Source organism: Actinoplanes sp. NPDC026670 (assembly GCF_040638175.1).
In the GTDB taxonomy this organism is placed as follows: Bacteria; Actinomycetota; Actinomycetes; order Mycobacteriales; family Micromonosporaceae; genus Actinoplanes.
Genome location: NZ_JBEZXU010000014.1, coordinates 42,265 through 69,011, shown reverse-complemented (window position 1 = coordinate 69,011; position 26,747 = coordinate 42,265). Strand labels below are relative to the sequence as shown.

Genomic DNA, 26,747 nt, shown 5'->3' with positions numbered 1-26,747 from the left:
ATCGGAGTGATCTGGCCCCGTAACCCGCCGCCGGTGCCGGAGAATCGGGGCTTCGACGGAGGGGAAGTGAGATGACCGGCCCGTTCACGGTGTGCAAGCACGACGACGGCGACGGCGCTGTGCGGCTCGAGGTCGGCGGCGAGCTCGATCACGACGTCAGTGAGGCGCTCAGCCTGATCCTGATCAACGCCGCCGAGCAGTCCGGGGTCCGCCACGTCGTGGTCGACCTCAACGCCGTGCCGTTTCTCGGCTCGGCCGGGATGCGCAGCCTGCTCACCGGCCGTCAGGTGGCGTTACGGCACGGCCGTACGTTCATCGTGTCCAACCCGCAGGCCAACGTTCTGGAGACGCTGCGGGCCGCCGGGGTGGCGGGAATCCTGTCCCCGGCTACCGAGACCGCAGCCGTCTGAGCTCCTCGGCCGGGTACGGCGTGCTCTTGTCGTTCCACAGCTGTTCGAAGAAACCGCCGGTGATCAGGGCGGTCGGCAGATGGCGGCGGACGATGCGGTCCGCCGCCGGCGGCAGACCCGGATCCGAGGGGTACGCCCGCAGCCGCCCCAGAACCTCGGGCCACGGCACGTCCAGCAGCCGGTGGATCAGCCACCGGGCCAGGTGGGCAGCCGTGTAGCTGCGGTCGTAGTCGAGGTGCCGGCGGTGGAAGTCCTGCTCGGCGGCGTCGAGGTCGAACCCGGTGTGGACGGCCAGCCCGAAATCGGCGAAGTAGATCCGCTGCCCGTCGGTCAGCAGGTTACGGAAGTGCGCGTCGAAGTGGATCAGGCCCTGGGACCGCAGGAACGCCGCGCCCTCCGCCAGAGCACGGTCGACGGCGTCGTACGCCTGCTCGCCCTGCCCGGCCAGCCACACGTCCAGCGTCAGCGGGAAGTGTTCCATGAACAGGGCGATCGCCGCCGAGGCGCCGCCGATGGCGGTCAGCCGGGCACGAACCGCGGCGTCGTCGTCCCAGTGCTTCACCCAGCGGTCGAGGTCGGCGGCATCCATCGGGTTCGGGGTCCGGGGCAGCACCCGCCAGTGGTGGACGAGCGGGAAACCGGCGTACCCGCCGTCCAGCGCCCATGCGGTGGTCATGGTGTGCACGGCGAGTTCCCGCCAGGCGCCGAACCCGGCCGAGCCGATGCCGTACTGGTAGAACAGCGGCAGGTGGAACAGGTTCGCGGTCGAGCCGAGGTTCTCCGGGCGGCGTTCCAGATCGGTCAGCGGGACCAGCTTCACGAAGACCGGCGTCCCGTCGACGGTCACGGTGGTGGTGTCGCCGCCGAATCCCCTGGTCACCTCGCCGAGCAGGGCTTGCAGGGCGGTGTCGTCCATGGCGGCGAGGCGCTTCGACAGGGCGTGGTGCCGGTCCGCGCGCTCGGCGTCGTCAGTCGACTGTGGTGGTTCGCCGGTCTCCATCCCGCCATCGTCCCAGGGCCAGGGCCGCGGCGATCTGCAGGAGGCCCGCCGCCACCAGGGTCGGCCGGGCGCCCGCGGCGCGCCGTTGTCTGCTCGTCTCGCGGCTTGCCGCGCTGGGTGCGGAGGCCCGCACCGCGGCGACTGCGGAAACCGTCGTGCGTCTCGCCCGGGTCGCGGGGATTCCGGCGGTGCTGCCGCGTTGCCTGGCCCGGATGTATGCGGCGCCGGACGCTGCGGAGGTGGCCCCGGCGGTGCGTGAGAAACCCCAAACCGCCGCGGAGGCGGCCCCAGCGGTGCAGGAGGAACCCTAAAACGCCGCGGAAGCAGCCATGCCGTGCCGCCGGCGGCTCGATCAGCCCGGGAAACAGCCATACCGTGCCGCCGGCCGATCAACGCGCGCCCGAAGCAGCCATGCCGCGCCGCTCGCGGGTTCCGGAAACGACGGTCGGGGCGCCTCATGACGGGCTCGGATGTTCCTGCTGTCCTTCGGTGGGTTGCGGGCGCTGTCACACCGCCGCCGGCCGAGGACGGGCTTCCGCCCTCGCGGTGGGTGTGCGCTGTGCAGCCGGCGGGCGGGCGGCCCGGCGGCGGATGGTGGTGCGGAGGCCGCTCAGGAACAGGGCGACGATGTACACGCTTGCCGCGGCGGCCGCCCATGCGCGGCCAGGCAGGTCGTGAAGCCGAGGAGGATGCCGGAGCGGGCGAGGTCGGTCATCTCAGCGGGGCGGTGGATTCCCGGGTGATCAGCCGGACCGGGAAGGTCTCGACCCCGGAGGCGGCGGTGCCGTCCATGGCGGCGGACAGGCGCTGGGCCGCTATCCGGCCGAGGTGTTCCAGGTTGAGGTCGATGGTGGTCAGCGGCGGCCGGGAGTTGACGGCCAGGACGCTCCAGTTGTCGAACCCGATGACGGCGACCCGGGACGGCACGTCGATGCGCTCCTCGTGCAGGACGTCGAGGACCCCGCGGGCGATCTCGTCGGAGCCGGCGAAGATCGCGTCGACCTCGGGGCAGCGGTCGAGGAGCATGCGGGTGGCGCCGCGGCCCCACGCCTCGGACCACATGCCGAACCAGACCTCGCCGCCGGCCAGGGTGAGCCCCTCCTCGGTGAGGCGGTCGACGGCGCCGCGGGCCCGGTCCTGGGCGGCGCTGTAGCTGGGGTCGCCGGTGATGTGGGCGATCCGGCGGCGTCCACAGCGGATCAGGTGGTCGACTGCGGTCCGGCCGCCGCCGGTGTTGTCGGTGATCAGTGACAGGTCGGCCGGGTCGTCGGAGGGCGCATAGGCGTAGACCACCGGAACGGGCAGGTCACCGAGGGAGGGGCGGGTGTCGGGCCGGGCGCCGACCACTATCAACCCGTCGACCCGGCGGGACAGCAGCGCGCGCAGGTGATGTTTCTCCCGGATCGTGTCGCCTCGGGCGTCGCACAGGAAGACCGAGGTCTGGTCGGAGCCGAACGCGTCCTCGGCGCCCATCAGGATCGGGATGGAGAAGCGGCCCTCCAGGTCGGAGGTCAGCAACCCGACGGTGCCGCTGCGCTGGGTGATGAGGCCCTGGGCCAGCGTGTTGGGTGAGAAGGAGAGTTGCTCGGCGGCGCGGATGACTCGTTCCCGGGTCTCGGCGCGGACCTGCGGCTGCCCGTTGAGCGCTTTGGACGCGGTCGCGACCGACACACCGGCGAGCTTGGCGACGTCGCGAAGAGTGGCCCTTGACAAGAAATCTTCTCCCGCATGCCGTTCTTGAAAACCTTTTCGGCCCGCTGACCGTCTGGTCAGCCTAGCTCAGTGCCCGCAACTCCGAAACACACGTCCGGTTGGCACGGTCCCGGGCACAAGGGACATACGACTATCCTGTCCGCATCGATGATCATCTCCGGGGGTGGGTGCGGGTGCGGGTGAAGGCCGGGTTGCTGGCGGTCGGTGCGGTGGCGGCTCTCACGGTGGTCTGGCTGTGGCCGGGACGGACGGACGGCCCAAACCCAGAGCCGGCGCCGGCGCCGGCCGTGACCGTTTCGGACAGCCGCGCCGTCGTTCCGGGGCCGGTGGCGGGTCTGACCGTCTCCGGTCTCACGGCCGGATGGGAGAAGGCGGTACGAACCACTGCGAAACACCCCCGGGGCCAGGTGAGCGTGGCCAAGGGCGACGTCGCGCTGACCGTGGTCCCGCTGCCCGACGACGCGGACGCGGCCTGGGGCATCTCCTGCGCCCGGTACGGCAAGCCGGCCCCGCACGACACGACGGCTCTCTTCGGACTGTGCTGGCCGGCCGGCGTCGACGACCCGGAACGCGCGAAGGTGGCGGCGTGGCTGGCCGACGTCCCCGCCGATGCCCGCGACGCCAGGCACCGCTTCGACGGCTACACGGCGGTCGTGGAGTATGCGCCACCGGGCACGTACAACAACGGCCCGGATCCCGACCCGGACCGGGACGGCTCGGCGTTGAAGATCTATCTGACCGGCGGCTCGGGACAGCCGGGCCTGACCTGAGGTCAGCGGCGGGCGTAGAACGGCGCGGTCCGGGTGAGCATCCAGGCGGTCTCCGAGGACTGCTCGTCGAGCAGGACTATCTCGATGTCGTGGGCCACCGGGGTGAGAATGGCGGCGTGTTCCACCGCCGCCCGGATCTCGCGGGGCCAGGTCGGGATCCGGCGGTTGGGCCGGATGCCGATCATCAGGGTCTCCGGGCCGTCGTCGATGCGGCGCAGCGCCCGGCGGGCCTCCAGCACTCCGGGCACCGCCTGAAAACCTCCGGCAAGGGCCTGGAGCAGATGGTACGGCTCGGGGCGCGGATCTCCGAGGAGGATGGCGGGCGCCCGGTGGCCACGGAGCCGGTCGACGTTCTCGGCGGCGACCGGGACGCTGGTGGCCGAGCCCGGGTTGACCGCGAAGCCCAGGTCGGCGGGGATACGCTCGGCCAGCTGGCGGCCGGTGAGGCGGATCTGCCGGCGGTGTCCGGCGCCGGCCCGGGCCAGTTGCTCGGCGGAGGTGTAGACGGTCACGTACGAGTAGCCGCCGATGATGGTCAGTGGCAACGGCCCGGTGGTCGGCAACGGCACCCACACCGGCTCGTCGGCGAGCGCGGTGAGCAGTGCGTCGGGTGGTGACTGCCCTCGCCGTACATGCAGAAGGGTGGTTTCGAGCGTGTTGGTGGGAAACATGGTCGACTCCCGTCTGTCGGCGCCCCCACCAGCAGGTACGCGGCATCGGCCGGGTCGGTTCACGTTTTCAGATGGCGTCTTGACGGGCGTTTTCGCTGGTGGTGGCGGGAGCGTTCCCACGGCGGTTGCGGACGGCCCGGGCGAGTAGCGCGAACGGCCAGAGCAGGAGGACCAGGACGCCGAGGACGAGGTACTCGGCCATCGGGACGCGCAGGAGTTCGTGCAGGTGGCCGAGTCCGCGGTGCCAGTAGACGAGGGTGGCGCCGGCCAGCCACGCGGCCAGCAGCAGCCAGCGGGTGCGGGCACTGAGACCGAGCCCGTGCATCTGGGTGATCACGAAGACGGCGAGGAACCCGAAGAGGAACCGGGGCCAGGCGCCGTCCGGCCCGGAGTTCATCACGGCGACGAGGGTGCCGTGTACGGCGACCATGAGTTCGAGGCTGATGGTCCACCAGCGGTTGGTGTGTGCGGTGGTGAAGAACAGGCTGCTCTGCAACAGCAGCAGGAACATGTAGAAGAACCCGATCAGGTGCCCGCTGGTGGTGACCATCGGGTGATACCAGAACGTGTAGATGATCGCCCAGCTGAACAGATAGCCGTGGTACCGCCGGGCGAAGTCGATCACGACGGCCGGGATCGGCGCGGGCTTGCCGGCGATCAGGCCGCGGCGGCGGTTCTCCATGAGAAGGACGGCGACCAGCAGGAGTACGACCGAGCCCTGTGAACTGAAGATCGAGACGTCCTGGGCCAGGCCGTCGTAGAACACCTGGGTCTGGATCTCGTGCAAGGCGATGAACCCGAGGTTCGCGCCGATCGCTACGACGTTGACCGTCTTGAGCCCGCGGGTCCACTGCCGGGCACGGGTCTGGGCGTAGTAGATCAGCCCCCACGACACGATCTGGTGGGCGGCGTATCCGGTCCACGCCGACAGCCGGGTCCACGTGGTGGGTTCGGGGAGTTTCCACTCGTACCAGGCGGCGCCCTGATCAGGCAGCAACGCGACGCTGGTCAGGCCCTGGCCGAGGAGCCACACCAGGCCGGTGAGCAGGGCGACCGCCGGCACACCCCAGAGCAGGACCCGCTCGCTACGCACCGCCGTGTCGTCGACCACACGGGGAGTATGGCGGATGTTCAGCAGACTGAACAATGGGCACTCATCGATGGACAGGGCCGCGGCGAGCTGATGGATCCGGACACTCCGGGCCGCGGTGCCGGGCGGCGGCGTTAGCCTGGCTGGGGCCGGCATCGAGGAGACGATCATGACCGTACGCCGAGTGGCCGATGTGAACTTCGCGCAGCTCGTCGATCGTGACTTCCATCCGTCACCCGCGGCGTGGGAGGACCAGGTTCTGTACTTCCTGATGCTGGACCGGTTCTCCGACGGGCGGGAACGCGACTACCTCGACGACGACGGCGCGCCGGTGACCAGCGGTACGACACCGCCGCTGCGGGCCGCCGACCACGGCAACGCGATCACCACTGATGCGGACAAGGCGCGCTGGTCGGCCGCCGGCGCGGATTGGGCCGGCGGCACCCTGGCCGGCCTGCGGAGCAAGCTGGGCTACCTGCGCCGGCTCGGAGTCACCGCGATCTGGATCAGCCCGGTGCTGCGGCAGGTGCCCGGCTCGGACAGCTACCACGGGTACGGCGCGCAGAACTTCCTCGACGTCGACCCGCACTTCGGTTCCGCCGACGAACTTCGCGATCTGGTCTCGGCCGCACACCAGCAGGGTGTCCGGGTCATCCTCGACGTGGTCGTCAACCACGCCGGCGACGTGTTCGGCTACGACCCCGACCGCTACCTCACCGAGCAGGACGGCGTCTCGTTCCTCGACCCACGCTGGGACGGTAGCCCGTACCGCATCGAGGGTTTCCGGGAAGCCGGCGGCAAGCCGCTTCTTCCGTTCGGACCGGCCGGCGACATCGCGTGGCCGGACGGCGCGGTCTGGCCCGCCGAGTTGCAGCAGCCGGGCACGTTCACCGGCCGGGGCCGGATCGTCAACTGGGATCACCATCCCGAGTTCGTGGAAGGCGACTTCTTCGGGCTCAAGGACATCGCGCTCGGCGCCGGGCCGGTCGACAGGTATCAGCCGTCCCCGGCGTTACGCGCGTTGACCCGCGTGTACCAGTACTGGATCGCCTTCGCGGATCTGGACGGTTTCCGGGTGGACACGGTCAAGCACATGGACCCGGGCGCGGCCCGCTACTTCGCCTCGGCGATCCACGAGTTCGCACAGAGCATCGGCAAGGACAACTTCTACCTGATCGCGGAGATCACCGGGGACCGGGGGTTCGCGTACCGGACGCTGGAGCAGGTCGGCATGGACGCCGCGCTGGGCATCGCCGACGTGCAGGACCGGCTGGAAGGACTGATCAAGGGGGTCCGCGATCCCGCCGAGTACTTCGATCTGTTCCGCAATGCCTTCGAGATCGGCAAGGACTCGGCGACCTGGTTCCGGGACCGCGTGGTGACCAGCTACGACGACCATGATCAGGTACGCAAGGGCGAGCGGAAGGCACGGTTCGCGGCGGACGGCGACGGCGGGCGGCTGGCCCTCGCGGCGCTCGCCCTGAACGCCGCCACACTCGGGATCCCGTGCGTCTACTACGGCAGCGAGCAGGGCTTCGACGGCGCCGGCGGCAACGACCGGTACATCCGGGAGGCGATGTTCGGCGGCGACTTCGGGCCGTTCCGCAGCCGCGGCGGGCATTCCTTCGACGAGAGCCACCCGACGTACCGCCAATTCGCCCGGTTCCTGGCTTTGCGGCGCCGGATGCCGGCGCTGCGGCGCGGCCGGCAGTATCTGCGGGAGATCTCCGGCGACGGCCGGAACTTCGGGTTGCCGCGCGTCCTCGGCGGGCGGATGTCGTCCGTCGTGCCGTGGTCGCGGATCCTGGCCGACGACGAGGTTCTGGCCGCCGTGAACACCGACCCCGACCGGCCACGCACCGCCTGGGTCACGGTCGACGCCGGCCTGCACGCCGAAGGCGGCACCATGACGTGCCGGTTCAGCACCGATCCCACCGAGGAGGGCCGGGTGGTCGAGGTGGAGTCCCGCAACGGCAAGGCCGTCGAGATCACGGTCCCGGCCGCCGGTTTCGTGGTGTACACCTGACGCGGGCGCGAGCGGCCTCCCCGACCAGGGGCCACCGGTGTCCAAGTCTGTCCAACGTCCGGCGCAACCCCGGCGTACCCCTGCTTGGATGACGGCTCCGAGGAGGGAGTCGGGCCATGGTGGCGTTCAGCGGGTGGGGTTTCCTGGTTCTGGTGTGGTGGATCGTGCTCGGCGGCACCCTGTTCACCACCATCGACAACACCGGCGGCGACTGGGCCCGGGCCTGCCTGAACACGGCGATGGCGGCGCTGGTGGTGACGGTCCTCAACCTGGGCGCCGCGGTGGCCGCCAACCGTGAGGACACTCCCGCGGGCCCGGTCTGGACCGGCCGGCACCGGACGAGCGGAACCCCGTTGCAGGGGCAGACCCCGCTCTTCCTCGGGATCGCCGCCACGATGCTGCTGTTCTGGGCCGCCCCGTGGATCTCGTGGCCGGGCGCGGTCCTCGGCGTCCTGCTGCTCATCGCCGCCTACCACGGTGTGCCGGCGATCCTGCGGATACGCGAGGAGTACCGGGTGGCCGCACGGCGCCGGGAGTCCGTCGAGGACGAGCCCGGCGTGTCGTTCCGTGGCGAACTGGAGGAGCTGCGGGCCCGCTGGACGCTGATCGATCCCCGGGCCCGGCCGGTGACGATGGCCGGGGTTCTGAACAACCTGTCGGCGCCGGCCCTGCGGCATCCGTTCGCGGTGATGTCCGGCAGATGGGAGGGCCACCCGTTCACCATCGCCGACGCCTGGATCACGATGCCCAACACGATCTTCCGGGCCTGGAACCGGCACCGGGTCACGATCTGCGCCGTACACCTCGACGTCGCCGTGCCGCCGGTACGGATCACCCTGGCCGAAGGCGACGACGGCGCCGTGACCGTCTGGTGCGACACCCAATTCCCGGAGCTGGCCCAGCAGCTTCTGACCACCGACCTGGTGACCGCCATGCTCCAGGCGGACCTGCTGTCGGTCGAGTTCCAGGGCCGCGACATCCTGGTCATGGTGGCGCTCGACGGCGTCACCCCGGACCCGGACGGCTGGGCTCTCGACGCGGTCGAGCAGCTCGCCATGCTGAGCTCCGTCCTGCCCGACCTCGTCGACGGCTGGGACGGTGAGATGCCCCGCCTGCCCAGATCCGTTCCGGTCGACTGAGCCGGGCCCGCCGCCGGCGTCCCCGGCCGGCGCAGCGTCCGCTCACTCGTCGCCGAGGGCCAGGTGGGCGACGGATGCCCCGGCGCCGGTCCGGGTCGGCAGGAGCACCTCATCGCTCGTCACCGCCGCCTTCTGTGCCGGGGTGGTGAACGCGAGCACCGTGTCGCCGCAGCGCAACAGGTCGCCCGACCGGACCCGGACGGTGTCGGACGGGCCCAGCCTGGCGCCGTTCAGAAAGGTGCCGTTGCGTGAGCCCAGGTCGGCGACGACGACGTCGCCGCCGGTCACCCGGAGGGCGGCGTGTCGCCGGGACACCGCGACGTCCCCGGACAGGGACACGTCGGCGGCCTCGGCGCGGCCGATCACCAGCTCGCCGGCTCCGGGCAGCTCCCGGCGGCGGACCCCACCGGAGGCGTCCAGCCAGGTCAGTACCGGGCGGCCCGCGCCGGCCGGCTGAGGGGCGACCACCCGCAGCAGCTGCGAGGTGGCGGCCTGCCCCAGGATCGCCTGCTCCAGCTCGCGCAGGGCGGTCCCCGGGTCCAGGCCCAGCTCGGTCGAGAGGACCTGGCGGGCCCGGCGGAACGTCGCCAGCGCGTCGGCCTGCCGGCCGTCCCGGTACAGCGCCACCATCAGGTGCCCCCACAACCGTTCGCGCAGCGGATGGCGCAGCACCAGCTCCTCCAGCTCGGGCACCAGTCCCGGCATCCCCAGCCGGAGCTCGGCGGCCAGCGCAGCCTCCAGCGCGTCCAGCCGGACCGTCTCGTAGACCGCGCGGGCCGCGTGGAAGTACTCATGGTCCGGCAGATCGGCGCAGAACTCGCCACGCCATCGGGCCAGCGCGGACCGGTACCCGGCCGCGGCGGCCCCGGCGTCACCGGCCCGGTCGGCGGCCCGGGCGCGGCGCAGTCCGTCCTCCATGGCCTGCACGTCGCTGGCGGCCTCCAGCCGGTAACCGGCCGGGCCGTACAGCAACGCGGCGGCCTGCCCGCCGAGGGCCCGCCGCACCTGGTGTACGTGCACGTGCAGGGTGCTGCGGGCAGCGGGCTGGTCGGTGTCGGACCACACCGCCTCGGACAGCCGGTCGGCCGGCACCGCGGTGCCGGCGGCGGCGGTCAGGGTCGCCAGCAGCGCGCGCTGCCGGGCCCCGGCCAGGACGACGGGCTCGCCGTCCACCGTCAGCACCACCGGCCCGAGCAGGCCGACATCGAGGCTGCTCACCGGCCCGCCCGCCTCCCATCCCCCGGCCCGTGCCGGCCACTAAAGCGCCGCTTAAGTGGCACGGGCTGAAATGGTGCCCGTCAGTCCGGGGTGGACAGTCTCCACCCGGCACCTGGATATTCTCCATGGAGGTTTGCGATGACGACAGTGTTGGCTGTCCTCGACACAGTAGTGGAACGCTTCGGACCGGCGGCTCTGGCCGACCCGCTGGCCCTGGCAGCGGCACTGCGAGGACTGCCGGACCCGTTGCCGGAAGACCAGATCGGCCTGCTGACGGCGGCGGTCGCGTCGGGTGCGCCGGGCCGGCTACGGACCGAGCTGGAGGCCGGGGCCCCGGTCCCGGCGGCCCTCGCCGAAGCGGTGGCTCTGGCCTCGGGAGCCGGCTCCGGGATGCCCGCGGAGGTGGCCCGGTGGGCGGTCACCCAGCTCGGCTGCGCGGGCGGCCTGCTGCCACGGCACATGGCTGACCAGGAGGCCGTCTCGTCCGCGTCACCGCCGCCGCCCGGTGCGGGTGAGCCGCCGGCTCGCCGTACGCGCGGACGTGCCGTTCCGGTCCTCGCGGCCGGCGCTGTCGTGGCGGTGGCAGCCGTCGCCGCCCTGACCTGGACCCAGCTCGGCACGGCCGCGGACACCGGCACCGACGCCGCGGCGACGCCGAGCCCGTCCGCAGCGCCGTCGACCACGGCCCCGGCCTTGCCGGCAGCGGATCCGACACCGAGCACCTCGCAAGCCCCCGAGACCGCGACGGACCCGCTCGAGGTCTTCCGGGCGCCCGAACTGCGGCGGCTGGCCGAGATCTACGTGAAATCGGGCGGAGTGCAGTGCCGCACAGCGGCGACCCCACTGGGCGTCCAGGAGGCCGTGGCGTGCAATTTCGGCGACCACGGAGTGGTGGGCATCTTCTACAAGTACCTGGGGCCGGAGACGCTGAGCAAGGCCCGGGACGGCCTGATCGGCGGTGAGGTCACCGCGAAGAACGGCACCGTACGGCAGCTGTGGTGGCGGTTCCTGAACGAGCGGGCCGGGACCAAGTACGGCATCCCGATGGGTGTCAGTGCCCGCGCCGAGGGTCTGCGGGTGCGGTTCCACAGCAGCGCCACGAGCACGCCGACCCTGTACTTCGACCAGGAATCCACCCTGTGTTCCGGCCTGTTCACCTCGCCGACGGCCGACCGGACCGAGTTGCGCGAGTTCTGGGCCGACCCGCAGCGATGATCATGGACGCACCTGACCCGATGTCCACCGCACTCACCCGTGTGGCGGCCGGCCACGGCAGCGCCACCCTGATCGATCCGGTGGCGCTGCGGGCGGCGCTGGGCGCCGCCGGCGTCCCCCGGCTGGCGCCCGACGAGACGGAACTTCTCGTGACGGTGTCCGCCAGTGGCCTGGTCCCACGCCTGCGATCCGCCGCGGGCACGGCGGAGGAGACCACCGTGGCCCAGGCGACGGTCCGGGTGGTCGCCGCCGGTGGGCTCTCCGATGTGACGGTGCGGCGGGCCGTCGATGCCTTCGTCACCGCCCTCCGCGGCTCCCCGCGCCTCGCCCCGGCCACGATGGTGGAGACCGGACCCGACGTTGATGCGACCCAGGATCCCGTTCTGCCCACCGGGTCACCTGCGGCAGCAGCCGTGGCGCCGGCTCATGCCGTCCTGTCGTGGGACGACGCCACCGGGGTGTCCCGTCCGGTGGCGCCGGAGCTGCCGGTGACGCTGTCCGGGCCTCCGGCATATCGGCGGACCGCCAGAAACCGGCTGTTCGCGGCGCTGGTGGCCGGGTGTGTGGCCGCCGCCGCCGCGGCGGCGGTGATCGGCGGTCTCGCGGTCAACCGCGACAGCCCGCAGGAGCCGGCCCCGGTCGTGGACCGGTTCGCGTTGTCCGAGGTGGCGCAGCGATACCGCGCGCTGGGGGCGGAGCTGCTGGCGGGCGCCCGCGACTGCGTCCCGTTGACACCGGAGGTCGACGAGGTCGAGCGGGTGCGCTGCGAATTCGCCGACCGCACGCTGGTGCTGGTCCAGTACGGCTCCGCGGCCCGGCTCCGGCAGGCCCGGGCCGAAACCGTGGACAGCACGATCGAGTGGGTCCGTTTCGGCCAGGTCCTGGATCAGGACGCGGCGTTCTCGATGCACGAGGACCGCACCGGCGAGGCCACCGTCTACTGGGACTCCGTCCTGCCCCGCCCGCAGAGCGCCGTCGTGACCAACGCCATCGGTTCGGAGGAGACCGAGGGAACCGGCGCCACCGTCGGGCGGCTTTCGCTGCCCGATCTGGTGGACTTCTACGACGGCCGGCGGTTCGGCGCCCTGACCCGGCCGGACCTGGACGCCCCGGAGTTCCGCTCCGGTGTGCTGGCCGACCTCGCGCAGAACGACCTGAACGAACCGGGGATGCAGTGCCGGGCCGAGCCGGGCGGGCCGTTCCAGCGGGCCGCCGAACAGGTCACCTGCACGTTCCGGGAGGGGGTCGTCGCATGGTATGTCCTGGTCGAGGACGAGGACTCGTTCGCCCTCTACCGCAAGGACATCGCGTCCTCGGCGAACGCGGTCCGGGGTTCGCACCACACCGAGGCCTGGAACATCAGCACCAACCACAAGGGCGGTACGTTCACCTACTACCGGGAGAGCACGTCGAACCAGTCGATCCTGTACTCGGAGCTGACCTACCGCGACCCGAGCGGCTCCGGTCCCCGGCAGCCGACCCTCGCCCTTGCCGTGTACCGGCATCCGACCATGAGCCCCACCCAGCTCAAGGCGTGGTGGACCCGGACGATGGTGGACTGACCCCGGGTCAGCCGGGATAGCTCAACGCGTCGAAGATGCGCCGGACACCGTTCACGTCGGCGGGGTAGGCGCGGTCGGGGTCGCCGTCGAGCACGGCCACCACGTCGTCGCCGACGGTCCAGGCGTACCGCAGGTTCTCGCCCGTCACGAAGCAGTAGAGCGTGCCCGAGCGGCCTCCACTCGACCACGGCTCCTGGGCCGGCAGGTTGTCCGGGCAGGCGCCGCTCGGCAGCGCGGAGGGGTCCGGACCGCCGAGATGACGGAGGTAACCGGCCACCGCCCCCGGCCCGCTGAGCGCCGTCAGCCGCAGCGCCCCGACGGAGTCGTCGGCGAGCTCACAGGCCTGACCGGCCTGCGCGCCGGCCTGCCGGTCGGCCGTCTCCAGCCCGATGTTCCGGCAGGTAAGACCGGCGGGTGTTGCGGCCGTCAGCCGATCCACCGGCGAGGGACCGCGTTCGTCCAGGTAGAACCACGCTCCACCGCCGAGCAGCACAGCCGTGGCCAGGCCGCCGACAATTAGAACCCGGCGACGGCCGACCGGCCGGCCCGCCCCGGCCTCCCCGGCTGCCCCGGCCGGATTCGTGGCGGGGGCCGCGATCGCTTCCGTCGCGGGCATCGCCAGGATCTGCCGGATCTGCCGACGGGCCTCGGCGACGGTCGGCCGCTGCTCGGCCTCCTTCGCCAGCAGGCCGGCCAGAAGCCGGTTGAGTTCGCCGGTACGTGGATCGTCGCCGGCGAGCTGCGGGATCGGACCCCCGGCGTGTCCCATGATCACTTGAATCTGGGTGCCGCGGAACGGCGGAGTTCCGGTCAGGAGCGTCCACAGCATGCATCCGAGCGAGTACACATCGGATGCCGGAGTGGCCGGCCGCCCCTCGAACCTCTCCGGCGCCAGAAAAGCGACGGTGCCCACCACGTCGCCGGTCGCGGTGGCCTGCCCCGCGGGCTCGCTGAGGCTCCGGGCGATGCCGAAGTCGCACAGGTAGACGAAGTCCTCCTCGTCGTGCGGAGACCGGGGCCGGCACAACACGTTGCTGGGCTTGACGTCCCGGTGCACGACCCCGGCCGCGTGCCCGTCGCCGAGCGCGGCGGCCACCTGGCCGGTGATTCGCAGGGCACGCCGCGGCAGCATCGGGCCGCCGGCGACCAGCCGGCCGAGGTCCGGCCCCTGCACCAGTTGCATGGCCAGATACAGGTTGCCGTGGATCTCGCCGTGATCGTAGATCTGGGTCACGTGCGGGGAGTCCAGCTGGGCCAGCGCGGCGGCCTCGCGGCCGAACCGGCCCCGGTAGGCCGGATCCTGTGCCACGCCCTGCGGCAGAACCTTCAGCGCGACCGGCCGATTCATCCGGGACTGCCAGGCGCGATACACCACACCCATGCCGCCGCGGCCGATCTCGGCGTCGATCCGGTAGTCGCCGAACTCCTCCCCGACCTGGGGTAGCCCTGTCCCGGTTATGGCCGCGCACCTCCCGCTCCCGACGCGACGGACAGACTCGACCGGCTAACCCTAACCGAGCGGCTCAACAGGGAGCGAAGCATCCACCGCGGCCACTGCACCGTGGGGTTTCCGAGGGCACGGACGAAGCGTGTCAGCCGACGCGTTCGCAGGTGGCGTCCGGGATGAGGCCGTCGCCGGCGCACCGGTCCGACCCCGCGCCGCCCGAGACCCGCTGGGCGGCACCCTGCTGCGCGTCGAGGATGTCGTCGCCGCCCCGGCCCTCGATGATGTCGTTGCCCGCACCACCCGTCACCGTGTTCGCCAGGTCGGAGCCGATGATCCAGTCGTCGTAGCCCGAGCCGGTCACATGCTCGATGTCGGAGTGCACGTTGTGCGGGATGTAGAGGTCCCAGCGCGGACCGTCGTCGGCGACATCGTTGAGCGCGACGTTGAATCCGATGGTGGCGTCGGCGTGGTCGTAGGCGATGGTGTCGGACCCGGCCCCGCCGTGGTAGTCGGAGGTGTTGTTGTGCCTGAAGTGGACCAGCAGGTCGTCACCTTCGTCGCCCCAGGCCTGGTCGCTGCCGCTGGTGAACAACAGGTCGTTGCCCCGGCCGCCGTACACGTCGTTGTTGCCGCTGTCGCCGTACAGTTCGTCGTCCTCCTCGTTGCCGCGCAGGATGTCGTCGCCATCGCCGCCGAAGAGGGCGTCGGCGCCACGATGCCCCTCGAGGAGGTCGGCGCCCGCGCCTCCGTAGAGGCGATCCTCTGCGGACAGGCCGTACAGCTCGTCGTCGCCGTCGCCGCCGGAGAAGTAGTCCGTGCCGACCCAGCCCCACAGCTCGTCGTCACCGGCCCCGCCGTACACGTTGTTGTGGATGGTCGTGTAGTTGCCGAAGTAGTCGTTCCGGTCGAAGAGGTTGATGTCCACCATGTCGATCGTCGCCGGGCAGACGACCGACCACGCGTCGCGCTGGCGGCAGCCGCCGGCCCGGTCCGGATCCAGCCTGATCTCGGCGGCGTTGTCCTCCAGGTACACCTGGCCCCCGGTCTCCACGACCATCGACATCCGGTTGGCGACGCCGGCGCCGGCAACCACCCACAGGATGTTGCTGCTGACGTGCGCCCGGCCGGCCGCAACGGCCGCCGAGGCCCGTTCGGGAACGGCGCCGATGCCGGCCGGCACCAGCGCCAGCGCGACCGCTGCCTGGACTGCGGACGAGAGCAACGATGACGAATGGATATCGCGCCCGGCGTCCCGAAGCCGGCGAGACGCTTGCATCAGCCCCACCGGCCGTGGACCTTGTTGGTCCCCACGTTGAGCGTGCTGCCACCAGGTAGCCGGACCGTCGCCTTGGCGTAGATCTCGTCCCCGGCGCCGGGGTCCTCGTTGAGCTTGCCCCCGTCGACGATGATCTCGTAGCCGTCACGCTGGGTGAAGAGCCAGTCGTCGTCCCACAGGTCGGAGCCGTGCACCGAGAAACTGACCACGTTGCCCACCGTGCAGCCGACGTGCAACAGGTAGTAGTCCTGGTAGGGCGGGTACGCCGCGCCGATGGTGAGGGTGCACACCGGCGTCGCGGCCGCGGCCGCGGGCACGGCGAGGAGAGCTCCGGTAGCCAGCCCGAAAGCCGCGGCCAGCCCGGCCGCATGGGAGAAGCGCATGATCGTCCTAACGTCGGTGATCGTGGTGGAGATCCGCCGACCAGCCTTCCCGGTCGATTTCCGCGCCGGTATTCCTAGAACTGGGTATACCGGCGTGTTCAGTCCTCGCCGTCGGCGGCCACCAGGCCGAGTGCCCGTGCCCGCAGCACGGTGGCGAGCCGGTCGCCGGTGCCCAGCTTGCGGTACAACGCCGCGAGATGCTTGTGGACGGTGCCGGCGCTGATCCCGAGCCGGCGTGCGATGGCGGCGGCGGTCAGCGATTCCGCCAGCAGCGCCAGCACGTCGCTTTCCCGGACGGTGATCCCGTATGTCTTCGCCGGATCGTCGCGCCGGGCCGGCGCCTCGTCGTCCAGCGCGATGCCGGTTGCCCGGGCCAGCCAGTGCGGCCGGGCGCCGCAGCCGGCGAGCTTGATCCGGGCTTCCGCCACGGCCCGCGCGGCCTCGCCGGGGTCGCCGATCTCGCGGTACGCGACAGCGGAGTAGAAGAGCGCCTGCGCCGTGCCGAGCCGGTCACCGGCCCGGGTGAAGAGCGCCGCCGCACGCACCGCATGCCCGGCCGCCGCATGCGGGTCGGCGTGCAGTCCGGCGTGGACCTGCGCCATCGCGATCATGCCGGCCCGCCGGGGACGGCCGGCGACGGCCGGCAGGCGGGCCGCGCGGGCTGCCAGGTCGGCGGCCCGCCGGCGGTCACCGGCGGCGGCCGCCGCAGCGGTCAGCACCTCGAACCACCGCGGCTGCCAGAGCGGCCGGACGGCGGGCAGATCGGGTCCCTGGCCCGCCTCCAGCATCACCTCGGAGCAGCCGTCCGGGTCGCCGGCGGCGTAGCGGGCCCAGCCCAGCATTCCTTCCGCCACCGCCGACTGCCAGTCCTGCACGCTGCGGCCGCGTGCCAGCGCCACCGCCTGCTCACCCAGGGCCAGCGCTTCGTCGACGTCACCGGTCCAGACCCGGGCCCAGCACTGGTAGCCGAGCACCCGGGGATGCGCGTCCCGTCCTCCGGTGAGCACGACCGACTCCATGGCGTCGTCGAGCACCGACAGCGCGCGGGGAAGGTCGCCGGTGGCGCAGTGCGCCACCGCTTCGATCGTCTGCAGGGAACCGATCAGATGGCTCTGGCCGGTCGCCCGCGCGATGTGCAACGTGCGCTGCAGGTGGCGCAGCGCGGCCGGGTAGCGTTCCAGGTAGAGCTCGCCCCACCCGAGGAACAGCGCGGTGTCGAGCCGCTGGGCCACCTCGTGGTCGGGCATCGCGTCGATCAGTTCCACCGCCTCGTCCAGCCAGGCATGGGCCTGGCTTCCGGGCCTGCCGAACGCCTGGCTCGCCACCACTCCGACGCCCAGGGCGGCCGCGAGCAGGGCCCGGCTGCCGGTCTCCCGGGCGGTGCTGATCGCAGCCTCGACCGCGGTGTCCTCGGCCGGCCCGGACATCAGCGTGGTCAGCGCCTGGGCGACCCGCAGCGCGCCCGCGGCAGCGGCGCTCCCGTGGTCGGGCCACTGCTGCGTCTCGCGCAGTACGAGCGCGCGGGCCTCGCCGTGTTCGCCGAGCAGGTGCTGCACCATGGCCAGGAAACTCACCACGGCGACCCGGGGTTCGGTGCCGGGTGGCAGCAGCGAGAGGATCTGGCCGAGCATTTCGCGGCTCTCCGCCAGCCGGCCGGTGATCCCGAGCGCCTGGGCCCGCAGGTTGAGCAGTTCGAGCCGGGTGTCGACGGCGCCGGGCTCCCCCGGCAGCAACCGCAGCGCGGCCTGCAGCCAATGCGCTGCCGCGGCGGGGGTGATCCGCATGACGTCCATCGCCGCCGCCTGCAGCAGGCGCACCGCGGCCAGGTCGCCCACCGGCGCGGAGGCTTGGATGTGCGCCGCCCGGTCGGCGACGGGTGCGCCGCGCCGTGCCAGTTCCTGCGCTGCGCGTGCGTGCGCTGCCAGCCGCCAGCCCGCGCCGGCCTGCTGGTATGCGGCGCTGCGCAACAGCGGATGCCGGAACCGGAACGCGCCACCGGTCCCGTACGGCCGGATCAGGTCCCGGTCGGTCAGGCCGTCCAGCGCGGGCAGCACGTCGGAGAGGGGCAGGTCGGCCACGGCCGCCAGCAGGCCGGCGTCGACGTCGTCGCCGGCCACCGCCGCCGCGTACAGGATCCGCCGGTGCAGGCGGTCGAGGCCGGTGAACTCGCCGGCGAGGGCGGCCGGCAGGGCAGCCTCCCCGTGGTCGGGACCGCGGGCGAGCAGCTCCAGGTGGAACGGGTTGCCCGCGCTGGCCTCGTAGAGCTGCCGGAGCCGGGACGGGCTCAGCCCGGCCGGCAGCAGCGCGCCGGCTTCGGTCCGGCTGAGCGGGCCCACCGCGACGACGGTGGCGAGCCCGCGCTGCACGGCCGCCGCCACCGCCTGGCCGAGCCGTGCCTCGACCTGCCGCGGCCGGTACGCCAGGGCCACCAGCACGCCGCCCCGGGGTGGATGCCGTAGCAGGTGATCGAGCAACTCCAGCGAACCTTCGTCGCTCCAGTGCAGGTCGTCGAGGATCAGCACGAGCCCGCTGTCGCTCGCCATGGCCTCCAGCAGCGCCCGGACCGCCCGGTGCACCCGGTACCGTTCCCCGGCGAGCAGCGGCGGCCCGGCAGTGTCGTCGGGCACGGCCAGCCCGGGGAAGACCGTCCCCAGCAGCCGGACGTCGGCGTCGTCGAGGGCCGCCGACCACCTGGCGACGTGGTCGGCGAGGGCGTTCTTGACGGTGCCGAACGGCACCTCCCGCTCGAACTCGGCCGCCCGGCCGGCGAGCACCAGGCGGCCACGGCGGCTTCCGTCCGCACCGAGTTCGCCGAGCAGCCGGGTCTTTCCGATGCCGGGATCCCCGCTGATCGCGACCACTACCGGGCCGGTCGTGCTCCGGTCCAGCGCGGCGTGCAGGACCGCCAGCTCCGCCTGCCGCCCGACCAGCGAGTCTGCCACTCGTATCCTCCCGGCTAGCGCATCAGCCCCCCGATGCGCCGGGCGATCCTATCGATCACCGTGAAAGCCGGTTCGGTACGGTCCCGCGCCGCGCGGCGCCCCGGCCGCTCCACCTGGCGCTCAGAGCACGTCGCAGCCGCTCTTGCTGAGCGTGCCGGAACCGCGGCAGGTGTCGGTGCCGGTGCCGCCGTTCAGTGTCTGCGAGGTGCCGGCCTGGGCGTCGAGCAGATCGTCGCCGCCGTTGCCGTACAGCTTGTCGTTGCCGCCCCCGCCGTAGATCTCGTCGGGCTCGCCGTTGCCGGAGATCCGGTCGCCGTTCGGGCTGCCGATCACCCGTTCGAAGTCGCCGTGCACGTTGTGCTGGGCGGAGGGCACCGGGCAGCCGATCCAGTCGTCGCACGCGGCCGCCTCGGAGCCGTCGTTCGAGTTGCCGTCCAGCGAGACGTAGACCGGGATGGTCCAGGCGGTGTAGTTGAGCGTGTCGTATCCGTCGTCGCCCCAGATGTCGCCGGTGCCCTGGTGACGGATGTTGACGGTGTCGTCGCCCCAGCCCGCGTCGACGAAACGGCTGTCCTGGATGGTGTCGTTGCCGAAACTGCCGAGCAGCCGGTCGTTGCCGTCGGCGCTCTCCAGCGTGTCGTTGCCGTCCTCGCCGTGGGCCTCGTCGACGCCGGGCCCGCCGTCCATGATGTCGGCGCCGTCGCCGCCCCAGGTCCGGTCGTTGCCGGCGCCGCCGTACACGACGTCGTGGCCGCCGCGACCCTCGAGGTGATCGTCGCCCGCGTCGCCGTGGATCCCGTCGTAGCTGCCGCCGCCGAGGATCCGGTCGTTGCCGTCGCCGCCGTGCACGTTGAGCCGCCGGTCGGTGTCGTTCTGGACGTAGTCGTCGCCGTCGCGGGCGTCGACGGACAGGACGAGCACCGAGAGCGGGCAGGTGATCATGCTGGACGTCGCCGGCACGCAGCCGCCGGTCCGGGCCGGGTCCAGCAGGATGGCGCCGTCGCTGTCGTAGAAGTGGAAGACGCCCGTGCCGCTGCGCACGTAGTAGTTGTTCACGACGCCGTAGGCGGCCTCGACGGTCAGCCGGTTGCCGTCGACATAGGCCCACGACGTGCCGGCTGCCCTGGCGGGCGTGGCCGTGACCAGGGCCGCAGCGGTTCCCACCGCCACCGCGAGCGCCCCGGCGGCGGTCTTGCGCACTGTGGTCATGCTTCTCCTCGAATTGTCGGGGTCGCACGACGGCGGTCCACCGGCCGACGTCGATGTGCGTGCTACCCCCAGCCGCACATCGACGTCGGCATCGGCGCGAGTGCGCCGCAAGGACCGTCCCCATGCCCCCCAGGAACCGAATCCCCGACGGTCCGGCATGCTTCCCCCGGCCGGACCGCGGCAAGCATGCCGTCCCGCGGCGCCCGTGGACCATGGGCAGAAGTAGGTAGTACGAACAGACACGCACGCCGGTCCCCGATCCGGGATGGATCACGGAGGGCGCGCGGGATCACGGGCAGGGGAGGGAGCGTCGGTGGTGACGCAGGGCGACGGGATGTTCCGGGGTGGCTCGCACCGGACCGGCGTGAGTGGCGAGGCGGGACCGCCGCCGGGATTCAGCCCGTGGGGCAGGCGGATGTCCGGCCCGGTCCGTGCTGCCCCGGTCGTCACCGACGGCTTGGTGGTGGCCGGGGACGCCGGCGGCCGGCTGGTCGCCCTCGACGCCCTCGACGGGAGTCACCGGTGGAACCTGCGCACGGACGCCGGGCCGCTGCTCTCGCCGCCGATCGCCTACGCCGGACTCATCCTGATCCGTGCCGGCGGTTCCGGCGGGACGCTGCTGGCCGTCGATGCCGCCAGCGGCGAGGTGCGCTGGCGATTCGCAACCGGGGCCGGGTTCAGCGCCCCACCTGCGGCCGCCGACGGCCTGGTCGCCGTGGTTGCCCACCGAGGCCTGACCATCCTGCGGGCCGCCGACGGTGAGGTGGTCGCCGAACGGGAACTCGGCGGACCATCGCAGTTCACCGCCCTGGGCGTGCTTCAGGAAGTGATCGGCTCCGCCGGCCGGCCCGACTTCTACGGCTGCCCACCGGCCATCGCGGACGGCCGGGTCCATCTCGTCGTGCCGAACCAGAGCCTGCGCGCGTTCGCGCTGGCCGACGCCCGGCCACTGTGGCAGGCGCCGCTGAACCTGGCCATGCACGCGGGTTGCGCGGTCGCCGGCGGCATCGTCCATGTCGCCGACCTGGCCGGGGAGGCGCATGCCCTGCGGGCCGACGACGGGGAACCGGTCTGGACCGAGCAGATCAGCCTGCTGGTCGATCGGGCGATGCCGGTGGTCGATGGCGGGATCGTCTATTTCGCCGGACGGGCGCCTTCGACGCATCCGCCGCTGCTGACCTCCGGGGCGATCGTCGCGCTGGACGCGGCCACCGGCGAACTGCGCTGGCGGAAGCCGACCGCTGCCTGGGTGGAGGCCTCGCCGGCGGCCGGGCACGGCCGGCTGATCTACGCGACCCGGGGCACCGCGGAGAACGCTGCCGAACTCGCTGCCGTCGACGCTTCCGACGGGCGCCACCTCTGGAGCCGGCCGGTCGAGCACCGCGGCCCCGGCATGGACACCTCCCACGACGGACTGCGCGCGTCGCCGGTGGTGCACGACGGGATCCTCTACTTCGGTATGCCGAGCGGCAGCCTGCAGACACTCGACGCGGCCACCGGCACCGACGCCGGCACCTTCCGGGCTCGGGACAGGATCCGGCGAGGGGTGCCGGCCGGGCCGTTCCCCGGCCCGGCCGCGGCCCACTTGAACACCGTGCTGACCGGCGCGGCCACAGCGTTCGGTGGTGGGTTGCTCGGCGCGCTGGCCACCGGCCGACCGGCCGGGATGCTGGCCGGCCTGGCCGTGTCGCCGCTGGTCATGCTGGCCGCCGACCGCCTGGCGGCGCTTTTCTTCCGGATCGGGCTCAAGTACTTCACCGCCGGACGCGGCGGGGCCTCCGCCTTCTGGTCCGGGCTGGCCCGCCTGACGATGTATCTGGTGCCGCCGACCCGGAAGCGGGGTGCGCGCCGGGTCCGGGCGGTCGCCAACGTCGCGGCGGGACTCGGCGCGGCCGGCTACCGCTCGGCGTGGCCGGTCGCCGCCGGTATGCACCTACGGCAGGCGAACGCCCTGGCCGAACGCTTCCCGGGGCCGGACACCACCCTGCTGCGCGCCCACGCGACCGGTCTGGCAGCCAGGGGCTACGCCGAGTTCGGCGAGCGCGACGTGGCCGCCCGGCACGCCGCGCACGCGGTCGACCTCTACCTGTCGATCGACGCGTTCGGTGACCCGGCGAACCTCGAACAGGCCCGGCAGATCGACGCGCTCTACCGATCGCTGACCGGGAACTGACGGGAACGTCGCCGGGCCATCTGCTTCAGTTCGCCCCGCTGCTGCCGACATGGTTGGTCGCCCACAGACGGGTCGGCGACCGAGCAGTCGGCGGACCGATGCCGCGAACTCCCCCGAAAGGCACCATCATGGTCGAGTTTCCGCCGGTCGGTACGCCGGTATTTCTCGCCGCCGACGCGGAGGCGACCTACCGTTCCCGGCTGGAAGAAGTCGACGGCACGCAGATCACGGTCTCGGCGCCACTGGAGACCACCGACCGGATCACCCTTCAGCCCGGCCAGCGGCTCGAGCTGTTCTGGGCGCAGCCCCGCTCGCGTGCCGTCCTGCCCTGTCAGCTGGTGTCCACCGGTGACGACGCCTCGTCGCGCTGGGTGCTCAAGGCCGTCGGCGCCCCGGCGACCAGCAACCGTCGCCAGTTCGTCCGCGGCGGGGGCGGCGGCGCCCTGCACCTGCTGGCGGACGAGCAGGGCCCGCTCGGCGCCCGGCTGCTGGACATCAGCGAGGGCGGGCTGCGGTGCTGGACGGAGCACGCGGTGCAGGCCGCCGTCAACGACCGGATCCAGGCCGCGGTCTCGCTGCATGGTGGCAACGTCGAGATCGACGGTGTGGTGCACGCCGTCCGGGACGCCTGGGACATGCCGGGTTACAACGTGGTGATGCGGTTCGAGGCCGAGGAGGCCCTGGCGAAGTCGATCAGGCAGCACATCTTCGCGTCGGAGATCGCCGAGCGCCGTCGCGGTCAGGACTGACCCGCATCCGGCCCGGTGGGCTTGCACCGGGCCGGACGCGGCCGGCTAGGCCAGCAGTTCCAGCTCGGCCACGGTGGCCGGGCCGGTGAACTCCAGGCGGTAGTGGGTGTACGCGCCGGGCGACGCCACCGTGAACGGGCGGGTCTGCCGCCGCCACGGGAAGGCCTGCCCGGTGCGGGTGTCGAGTTCGGTCCAGGTGACGCCGTCGGCCGAGCCGAGCAGTCGCCAGCCGGCCGGGTCGGCGCCGGCCGCCGCCGCGGACGTGATCGTGTACTGGCCCGCCTCGGCGGCCGCGGGCAGGGTCCACTCCTGTGTCGTGACGGTCGCCTCGGTCGCCGAGGAGTCGTCGGCCAGGGCGGCCGTGGTGACCGTGCCGGTCACGTCCTTCTGCGGGCGGGCCGGTTCGGCGCCGGAGGTCAGCGACGGCGGCACCGCGTTCGCCCCGGTGGCCCACTTCGACGGTTTCGAGCCCATGGTGAAGTCGAGGGTGGCGCCGCCGGCCAGGACCTTGTGCGGCAGGTTCGTGGAGTTCCACGCCTTGCCGTTGACCTTCAGGGACTGGACGTAGACGTTGCGGGCCGAGTTGCCGTGCGCCCGGATGACGACCTTCCGGCCGTTCTCCAGGTTGATGGTGGCCTTGGTGAACAACGGCGAGCCGATCACGTAGTTGGCGCTGCCCATCTGCAACGGGTAGAAGCCGAGCGCGGCGAACACGTACCAGGCGGACATCTCACCGTTGTCCTCGTCGCCCGGGTAGCCCTGGCCGATCTCGCTGCCCAGGTAGAGCCGGTCGACGATCTCCCGGGTCAGGGCCTGGGTCTTGGCCGGCTGCCCGGTGAAGGTGTACATCCACGGGAGGTGGTGCGACGGCTGGTTGCTGTGGCCGTACTGGCCCATCCGGACGTCCCGGGCCTCGGTCATCTCGTGGATGACGCCGCCGTAGGAGCCGAACTTGAGCCCGGTCTCCGGCGTCGAGAAGAAGGTGTCCAGCTTGCCGGCGAGCGCGTCCCGCCCGCCGTACAGGTTGGCCAGGCCCTGCCCGTCCTGCGGCGCGTGGAACGCCATGTTCCAGCCGTTGGTCTCGGTGTAGTCGTAGCCCCACACCTCCGGGTCGTACTGCGCCGGGCCCCACCGCCACTGCCCGGCGGAGTTCTTCCCCTGGAAGAAGCCGGTCGACGCGTCGAAGTGGTTGACGTAGTTCAAGGCACGCGACCGGTAGTACTCGGCCTCCTCGGTGTGTCCGAGAGCCTGGGCCATGTTGGCGATGCCGTAGTCGTTGATGTAGCCGTCCATCGCCCAGGACATCGCCTCGCCGGTGACGTCCGACGGCGTGTACCCCTTGAAGATCGAGGTGGTCAGGCCCTTACGGCCGACGTTGTCGTTCGGCGGCGCGACCGAGGCGTTCTTCACCGCCGCCGCATAGGCGTCTTCAAGATCAAAACCTTTCACGCCCTTGAGGTACGCGTCCGCGAACGCCACATCGGAGCTGGTGCCGACCATCAGGTTCGCGTATCCCGGCGACGACCAGCGGGAGATCCAGCCGCCGTCGCGGTACTGCTGCACGAACCCGTCCACCATCTCCCCGGCCAGTGCCGGGGTGAGCAGCGAGTAGGCCGGCCAGGTGGTGCGGTAGGTGTCCCAGAAGCCGTTGTTGACGTACACCTTCCCGTCCTTGATCTCGGCTCCGGTCTGGGTGGGTGTGCTCGGCGGCGTGGTCGTCGACGACTGGACCGCGTGCCGCCACACCGGGGCCGCGGTGGTGCCGGTGTTCTCGTGGGCCGAGTTCGGGTAGAGGAACAGCCGGTACAGGCTGGAGTAGAGGGTGACCAGCTGGTCCCGGCTCGCGCCCTCCACCTCGACGGTCCGCAGTTTGGCGTTCCAGGCGGCTTCGGCGCGGTCGCGGACGGTCTCCAGGGTGTCCGCGGCGGCGATCTCCAGTTCCAGGTTGTGCCGGGCCTGGTCGACGCTCAGCAGGGAGGTGGCCACCCGCAGGTGCACCGTCTTCGCGCCGACAGTGACGTATCCGGTGGAGGGCCGGTTGCCGGCCGGGAGCATCCCGCCGCCGAGCACCGGGGCGTCGACGGTGGCGTAGAGGAACATCCGGGACGCGCCGTTGGACAGGCCGCTGCGCACGTCGGTCCATCCGGTGACGGTGCCGGTCGCCGGGTCGACGGTCAGGCCGGCGCTGTCGTTGACGTTGTCGAAGATGATGTTGCCGCCGTCGCCGGTGAAGGTGAACCGCAGCAGCGCCGCGTGATCGGTGGGCGCGACCTCGGCTTTCAGCCCGCTGTCGAACGTGACGCCGTAGTAGTGCGGTTTTGCGGTCTCGTTCTCGTGGTGGAAGGGCAGCGCGCGGGCGGTCCGGTCGGCGTTCGGGACTCCGGCGCCGTCCTGCGGCATGAACTGGAAGGTCTGCCGGTCCGCCATCCACGGGCTCGGCTCGTGGCTGACCGACAGCGCCTGCAACTGCGGCAGGTTCGCCGCGTTGTTGGCCTTGTGGTACTCGTACAGCCAGCTCAGGGTGGACGCGTTGGTCACCGGGGTCCAGAAGTTGAACCCGTGCGGCACGGCGGCGGCGGGGATGTTGTTGCCCCGGGAGAAGCCTCCGCTCGACTGTGTTCCGCGGCGCGTCTCCACGTACCCGGCGAGGCTCTTGATCGGCTTTTGATCCTTGACGCCAGTCAGGGTGATGTCGTCGAACCAGGCGCGCCAGGGGCTCTGCGGGCCGGACGGCTTGTCGTAGGCGACCAGGATGCGGTCGACGGTCTTGCCGCGGGCGACCTGGCCGATCCGCGACACGATCTTGTTCCACTGGTTCGCGGACAGCTTCTTCGCCGCGCCCTGGGCCTGCGGGCTGACCACCGTGCCGTGCTGGTCCTTGGCCTTCAGCGCGCTCAGGAACGTGCCGTCGGTGAAGGCCAGATCGACCGCGGTGTAGGTGGCCGGGTAGCTCAGGTCACCGCGGCTGAACTCGGGGAACACCAGATAGGAGAGTTCGGTGTCCGGGCCGATCTTAAGATCCACGTCATAGATCCGGTTGTACGTGTACCCGCGCCCGTCAGTGGCATGACGCCCGGCGAACTCCAGCGAGGCCAGGCCGGAGTACCCGACCCGGGCCTTGGCAGCCGGCGCGTTGGCCGGCCCGGTCCCGATCGCGCTGCGGGCCGGTTCGGGTGGTGGCGGCGTGTCGTCGCCGTTCGACAGTTGCAGGTCGGCCAGCTGCACGATGGTCGCGCCACCGTTCGCGGTCACGGTCAGCCGGTAGTGGAGGTAGTCGCCGGGGGTGGCGACGTCGTAGGTGGTGGTCGCGCCCCGTTCGCCGAGGGTCTGCCCGGTCCGGGTGTCGACGGTGGTCCAGGTGCTGCCGTCGGCCGAGCCTTCGAGGCGCCAGTCGCGCGGGTCGCGGGCGGGCACGTCGTTCGCCGCGGTGAGGGCGTAACGGGCGACCCGGACCGGCGCGTTCAGCTGGTAGGCGGCCCAGCCCGTGGCGGTGAAGACCAGCCATTTGGTGTCCGGGTCGGCGTCGAGCAGGTTCTCCTTGACCTCGCCGCCGCCGGTGTTCTCGCCGGAGGCGGTGACGGCGGTGACCCGGTCGTTGACCGAGCCGGGGATGCCGGCCCGCAGGCGGCCGTCCACTCCGGAGGTGCGTTCCGCGGTGTTCTGCCAGGTGGGCGGTGGATCCCCGGTCTCGAACGAGGTGCTGAACCGCGGCGCCGGAGCGGCCGCGGCCGGTCGGCTCACCGCCATCGATCCT

General features: G+C 72.0%; 20 protein-coding genes. 9 read left to right on the top strand and 11 right to left on the bottom strand.

Annotated features, from left to right (window positions below; all coding sequences use genetic code 11):
- Nucleotides 1-71: 71 nt before the first annotated feature.
- Nucleotides 72-410 carry an STAS domain-containing protein gene (locus tag AB0E94_RS15935; protein WP_360326728.1) on the top strand — a complete coding sequence of 113 codons (339 nt, stop codon included), beginning with the start codon at nt 72-74 and terminating at the stop codon, nt 408-410.
- On the opposite strand, the gene AB0E94_RS15930 is transcribed toward AB0E94_RS15935, so the two are convergent.
- On the bottom strand, nt 388-1,410 hold the full coding sequence (locus AB0E94_RS15930) for a serine/threonine protein phosphatase (protein ID WP_360326727.1): 1,023 nt from the start codon (nt 1,408-1,410) through the stop codon (nt 388-390). The two genes, AB0E94_RS15935 and AB0E94_RS15930, sit on opposite strands and share 23 nt — an antisense overlap.
- A gap of 155 nt (nt 1,411-1,565) precedes the next feature.
- On the opposite strand from AB0E94_RS15930, the gene AB0E94_RS15925 reads away from it, so the two are divergent.
- A complete protein-coding gene (locus AB0E94_RS15925; RefSeq protein ID WP_360326725.1) occupies nt 1,566-1,721 on the top strand; it encodes a hypothetical protein in 156 nt (51 codons plus the stop codon).
- Between the two features lie 400 nt (nt 1,722-2,121).
- Here AB0E94_RS15925 and AB0E94_RS15920 read toward each other — a convergent pair whose 3' ends face one another.
- Entirely contained in the window at nt 2,122-3,123 is a 1,002-nt protein-coding gene (locus tag AB0E94_RS15920; protein ID WP_360326723.1) for a LacI family DNA-binding transcriptional regulator, read from the bottom strand.
- 287 nt (nt 3,124-3,410) lie between these two features.
- Between AB0E94_RS15920 and AB0E94_RS15915 the strand changes: the two genes are divergently transcribed.
- The gene (locus tag AB0E94_RS15915) at nt 3,411-3,893 is read left to right on the top strand and encodes a hypothetical protein (RefSeq protein WP_360326721.1); all 483 of its coding nucleotides are present in this window, start codon (nt 3,411-3,413) and stop codon (nt 3,891-3,893) included.
- Nucleotides 3,894-3,895: 2 nt separating this feature from the next.
- On the opposite strand, the gene AB0E94_RS15910 is transcribed toward AB0E94_RS15915, so the two are convergent.
- Together AB0E94_RS15910 and AB0E94_RS15905 are read right to left on the bottom strand one after the other, a co-directional pair.
- The gene (locus tag AB0E94_RS15910) at nt 3,896-4,564 is read right to left on the bottom strand and encodes an enhanced serine sensitivity protein SseB C-terminal domain-containing protein (RefSeq protein ID WP_360326720.1); all 669 of its coding nucleotides are present in this window, start codon (nt 4,562-4,564) and stop codon (nt 3,896-3,898) included.
- Nucleotides 4,565-4,631: 67 nt separating this feature from the next.
- The gene (locus AB0E94_RS15905; protein WP_360326719.1) at nt 4,632-5,675 is read right to left on the bottom strand and encodes a hypothetical protein; all 1,044 of its coding nucleotides are present in this window, start codon (nt 5,673-5,675) and stop codon (nt 4,632-4,634) included.
- Nucleotides 5,676-5,823: 148 nt separating this feature from the next.
- On the opposite strand from AB0E94_RS15905, the gene AB0E94_RS15900 reads away from it, so the two are divergent.
- Both AB0E94_RS15900 and AB0E94_RS15895 read left to right on the top strand, forming a co-directional pair.
- Nucleotides 5,824-7,680, top strand: a complete 1,857-nt coding sequence (locus AB0E94_RS15900; RefSeq protein ID WP_360326717.1) for an alpha-amylase family glycosyl hydrolase — start codon at nt 5,824-5,826, stop codon at nt 7,678-7,680.
- Nucleotides 7,681-7,796: 116 nt separating this feature from the next.
- On the top strand, nt 7,797-8,819 hold the full coding sequence (locus tag AB0E94_RS15895) for a hypothetical protein (protein ID WP_360326716.1): 1,023 nt from the start codon (nt 7,797-7,799) through the stop codon (nt 8,817-8,819).
- Nucleotides 8,820-8,861: 42 nt separating this feature from the next.
- On the opposite strand, the gene AB0E94_RS15890 is transcribed toward AB0E94_RS15895, so the two are convergent.
- Nucleotides 8,862-10,037 (bottom strand): BTAD domain-containing putative transcriptional regulator, encoded by a 1,176-nt coding sequence (locus AB0E94_RS15890; protein WP_360326714.1) that lies wholly within the window; start codon nt 10,035-10,037, stop codon nt 8,862-8,864.
- Between the two features lie 138 nt (nt 10,038-10,175).
- On the opposite strand from AB0E94_RS15890, the gene AB0E94_RS15885 reads away from it, so the two are divergent.
- Nucleotides 10,176-11,252 (top strand): hypothetical protein, encoded by a 1,077-nt coding sequence (locus AB0E94_RS15885; protein WP_360326712.1) that lies wholly within the window; start codon nt 10,176-10,178, stop codon nt 11,250-11,252.
- A 2-nt stretch (nt 11,253-11,254) separates the two neighbouring features.
- Nucleotides 11,255-12,814, top strand: a complete 1,560-nt coding sequence (locus AB0E94_RS15880; protein WP_360326711.1) for a hypothetical protein — start codon at nt 11,255-11,257, stop codon at nt 12,812-12,814.
- 7 nt (nt 12,815-12,821) lie between these two features.
- Here AB0E94_RS15880 and AB0E94_RS15875 read toward each other — a convergent pair whose 3' ends face one another.
- The 5 genes from AB0E94_RS15875 to AB0E94_RS15855 form a co-directional block, all read right to left on the bottom strand.
- The gene (locus tag AB0E94_RS15875; RefSeq protein WP_360326885.1) at nt 12,822-14,222 is read right to left on the bottom strand and encodes a serine/threonine-protein kinase; all 1,401 of its coding nucleotides are present in this window, start codon (nt 14,220-14,222) and stop codon (nt 12,822-12,824) included.
- 184 nt (nt 14,223-14,406) lie between these two features.
- Nucleotides 14,407-15,483, bottom strand: a complete 1,077-nt coding sequence (locus AB0E94_RS15870) for a calcium-binding protein (RefSeq protein ID WP_360326710.1) — start codon at nt 15,481-15,483, stop codon at nt 14,407-14,409.
- Nucleotides 15,484-15,536: 53 nt separating this feature from the next.
- The gene (locus AB0E94_RS15865) at nt 15,537-15,920 is read right to left on the bottom strand and encodes a hypothetical protein (protein ID WP_360326708.1); all 384 of its coding nucleotides are present in this window, start codon (nt 15,918-15,920) and stop codon (nt 15,537-15,539) included.
- Nucleotides 15,921-16,018: 98 nt separating this feature from the next.
- Nucleotides 16,019-18,862, bottom strand: coding sequence for an AAA family ATPase (locus AB0E94_RS15860; protein ID WP_360326706.1), 2,844 nt, complete (start codon nt 18,860-18,862; stop codon nt 16,019-16,021).
- A gap of 120 nt (nt 18,863-18,982) precedes the next feature.
- Entirely contained in the window at nt 18,983-20,071 is a 1,089-nt protein-coding gene (locus tag AB0E94_RS15855; protein WP_360326705.1) for a calcium-binding protein, read from the bottom strand.
- A gap of 313 nt (nt 20,072-20,384) precedes the next feature.
- Here AB0E94_RS15855 and AB0E94_RS15850 point away from each other — a divergent pair, with 313 nt between their 5' ends.
- Nucleotides 20,385-22,244, top strand: coding sequence for a PQQ-binding-like beta-propeller repeat protein (locus AB0E94_RS15850; RefSeq protein WP_360326703.1), 1,860 nt, complete (start codon nt 20,385-20,387; stop codon nt 22,242-22,244).
- A 128-nt stretch (nt 22,245-22,372) separates the two neighbouring features.
- On the top strand, nt 22,373-22,993 hold the full coding sequence (locus tag AB0E94_RS15845) for a PilZ domain-containing protein (RefSeq protein WP_360326701.1): 621 nt from the start codon (nt 22,373-22,375) through the stop codon (nt 22,991-22,993).
- A 45-nt stretch (nt 22,994-23,038) separates the two neighbouring features.
- Here AB0E94_RS15845 and AB0E94_RS15840 read toward each other — a convergent pair whose 3' ends face one another.
- Nucleotides 23,039-26,740 carry a GH92 family glycosyl hydrolase gene (locus AB0E94_RS15840; RefSeq protein WP_360326883.1) on the bottom strand — a complete coding sequence of 1,234 codons (3,702 nt, stop codon included), beginning with the start codon at nt 26,738-26,740 and terminating at the stop codon, nt 23,039-23,041.
- Nucleotides 26,741-26,747: the final 7 nt, after the last annotated feature.

Coding starts and splice junctions, on each gene's coding strand:
- AB0E94_RS15935 (WP_360326728.1), top strand. CDS start 72: ATGACCGGCCCGTTCACGGTGTGCAAGCACGACGACGGCGACGGCGCT.
- AB0E94_RS15930 (WP_360326727.1), bottom strand. CDS start 1,410: ATGGAGACCGGCGAACCACCACAGTCGACTGACGACGCCGAGCGCGCG.
- AB0E94_RS15910 (WP_360326720.1), bottom strand. CDS start 4,564: ATGTTTCCCACCAACACGCTCGAAACCACCCTTCTGCATGTACGGCGA.
- AB0E94_RS15900 (WP_360326717.1), top strand. CDS start 5,824: ATGACCGTACGCCGAGTGGCCGATGTGAACTTCGCGCAGCTCGTCGAT.
- AB0E94_RS15895 (WP_360326716.1), top strand. CDS start 7,797: ATGGTGGCGTTCAGCGGGTGGGGTTTCCTGGTTCTGGTGTGGTGGATC.
- AB0E94_RS15885 (WP_360326712.1), top strand. CDS start 10,176: ATGACGACAGTGTTGGCTGTCCTCGACACAGTAGTGGAACGCTTCGGA.
- AB0E94_RS15880 (WP_360326711.1), top strand. CDS start 11,255: ATGGACGCACCTGACCCGATGTCCACCGCACTCACCCGTGTGGCGGCC.
- AB0E94_RS15865 (WP_360326708.1), bottom strand. CDS start 15,920: ATGCGCTTCTCCCATGCGGCCGGGCTGGCCGCGGCTTTCGGGCTGGCT.
- AB0E94_RS15855 (WP_360326705.1), bottom strand. CDS start 20,071: ATGACCACAGTGCGCAAGACCGCCGCCGGGGCGCTCGCGGTGGCGGTG.
- AB0E94_RS15845 (WP_360326701.1), top strand. CDS start 22,373: ATGGTCGAGTTTCCGCCGGTCGGTACGCCGGTATTTCTCGCCGCCGAC.
- AB0E94_RS15840 (WP_360326883.1), bottom strand. CDS start 26,740: ATGGCGGTGAGCCGACCGGCCGCGGCCGCTCCGGCGCCGCGGTTCAGC.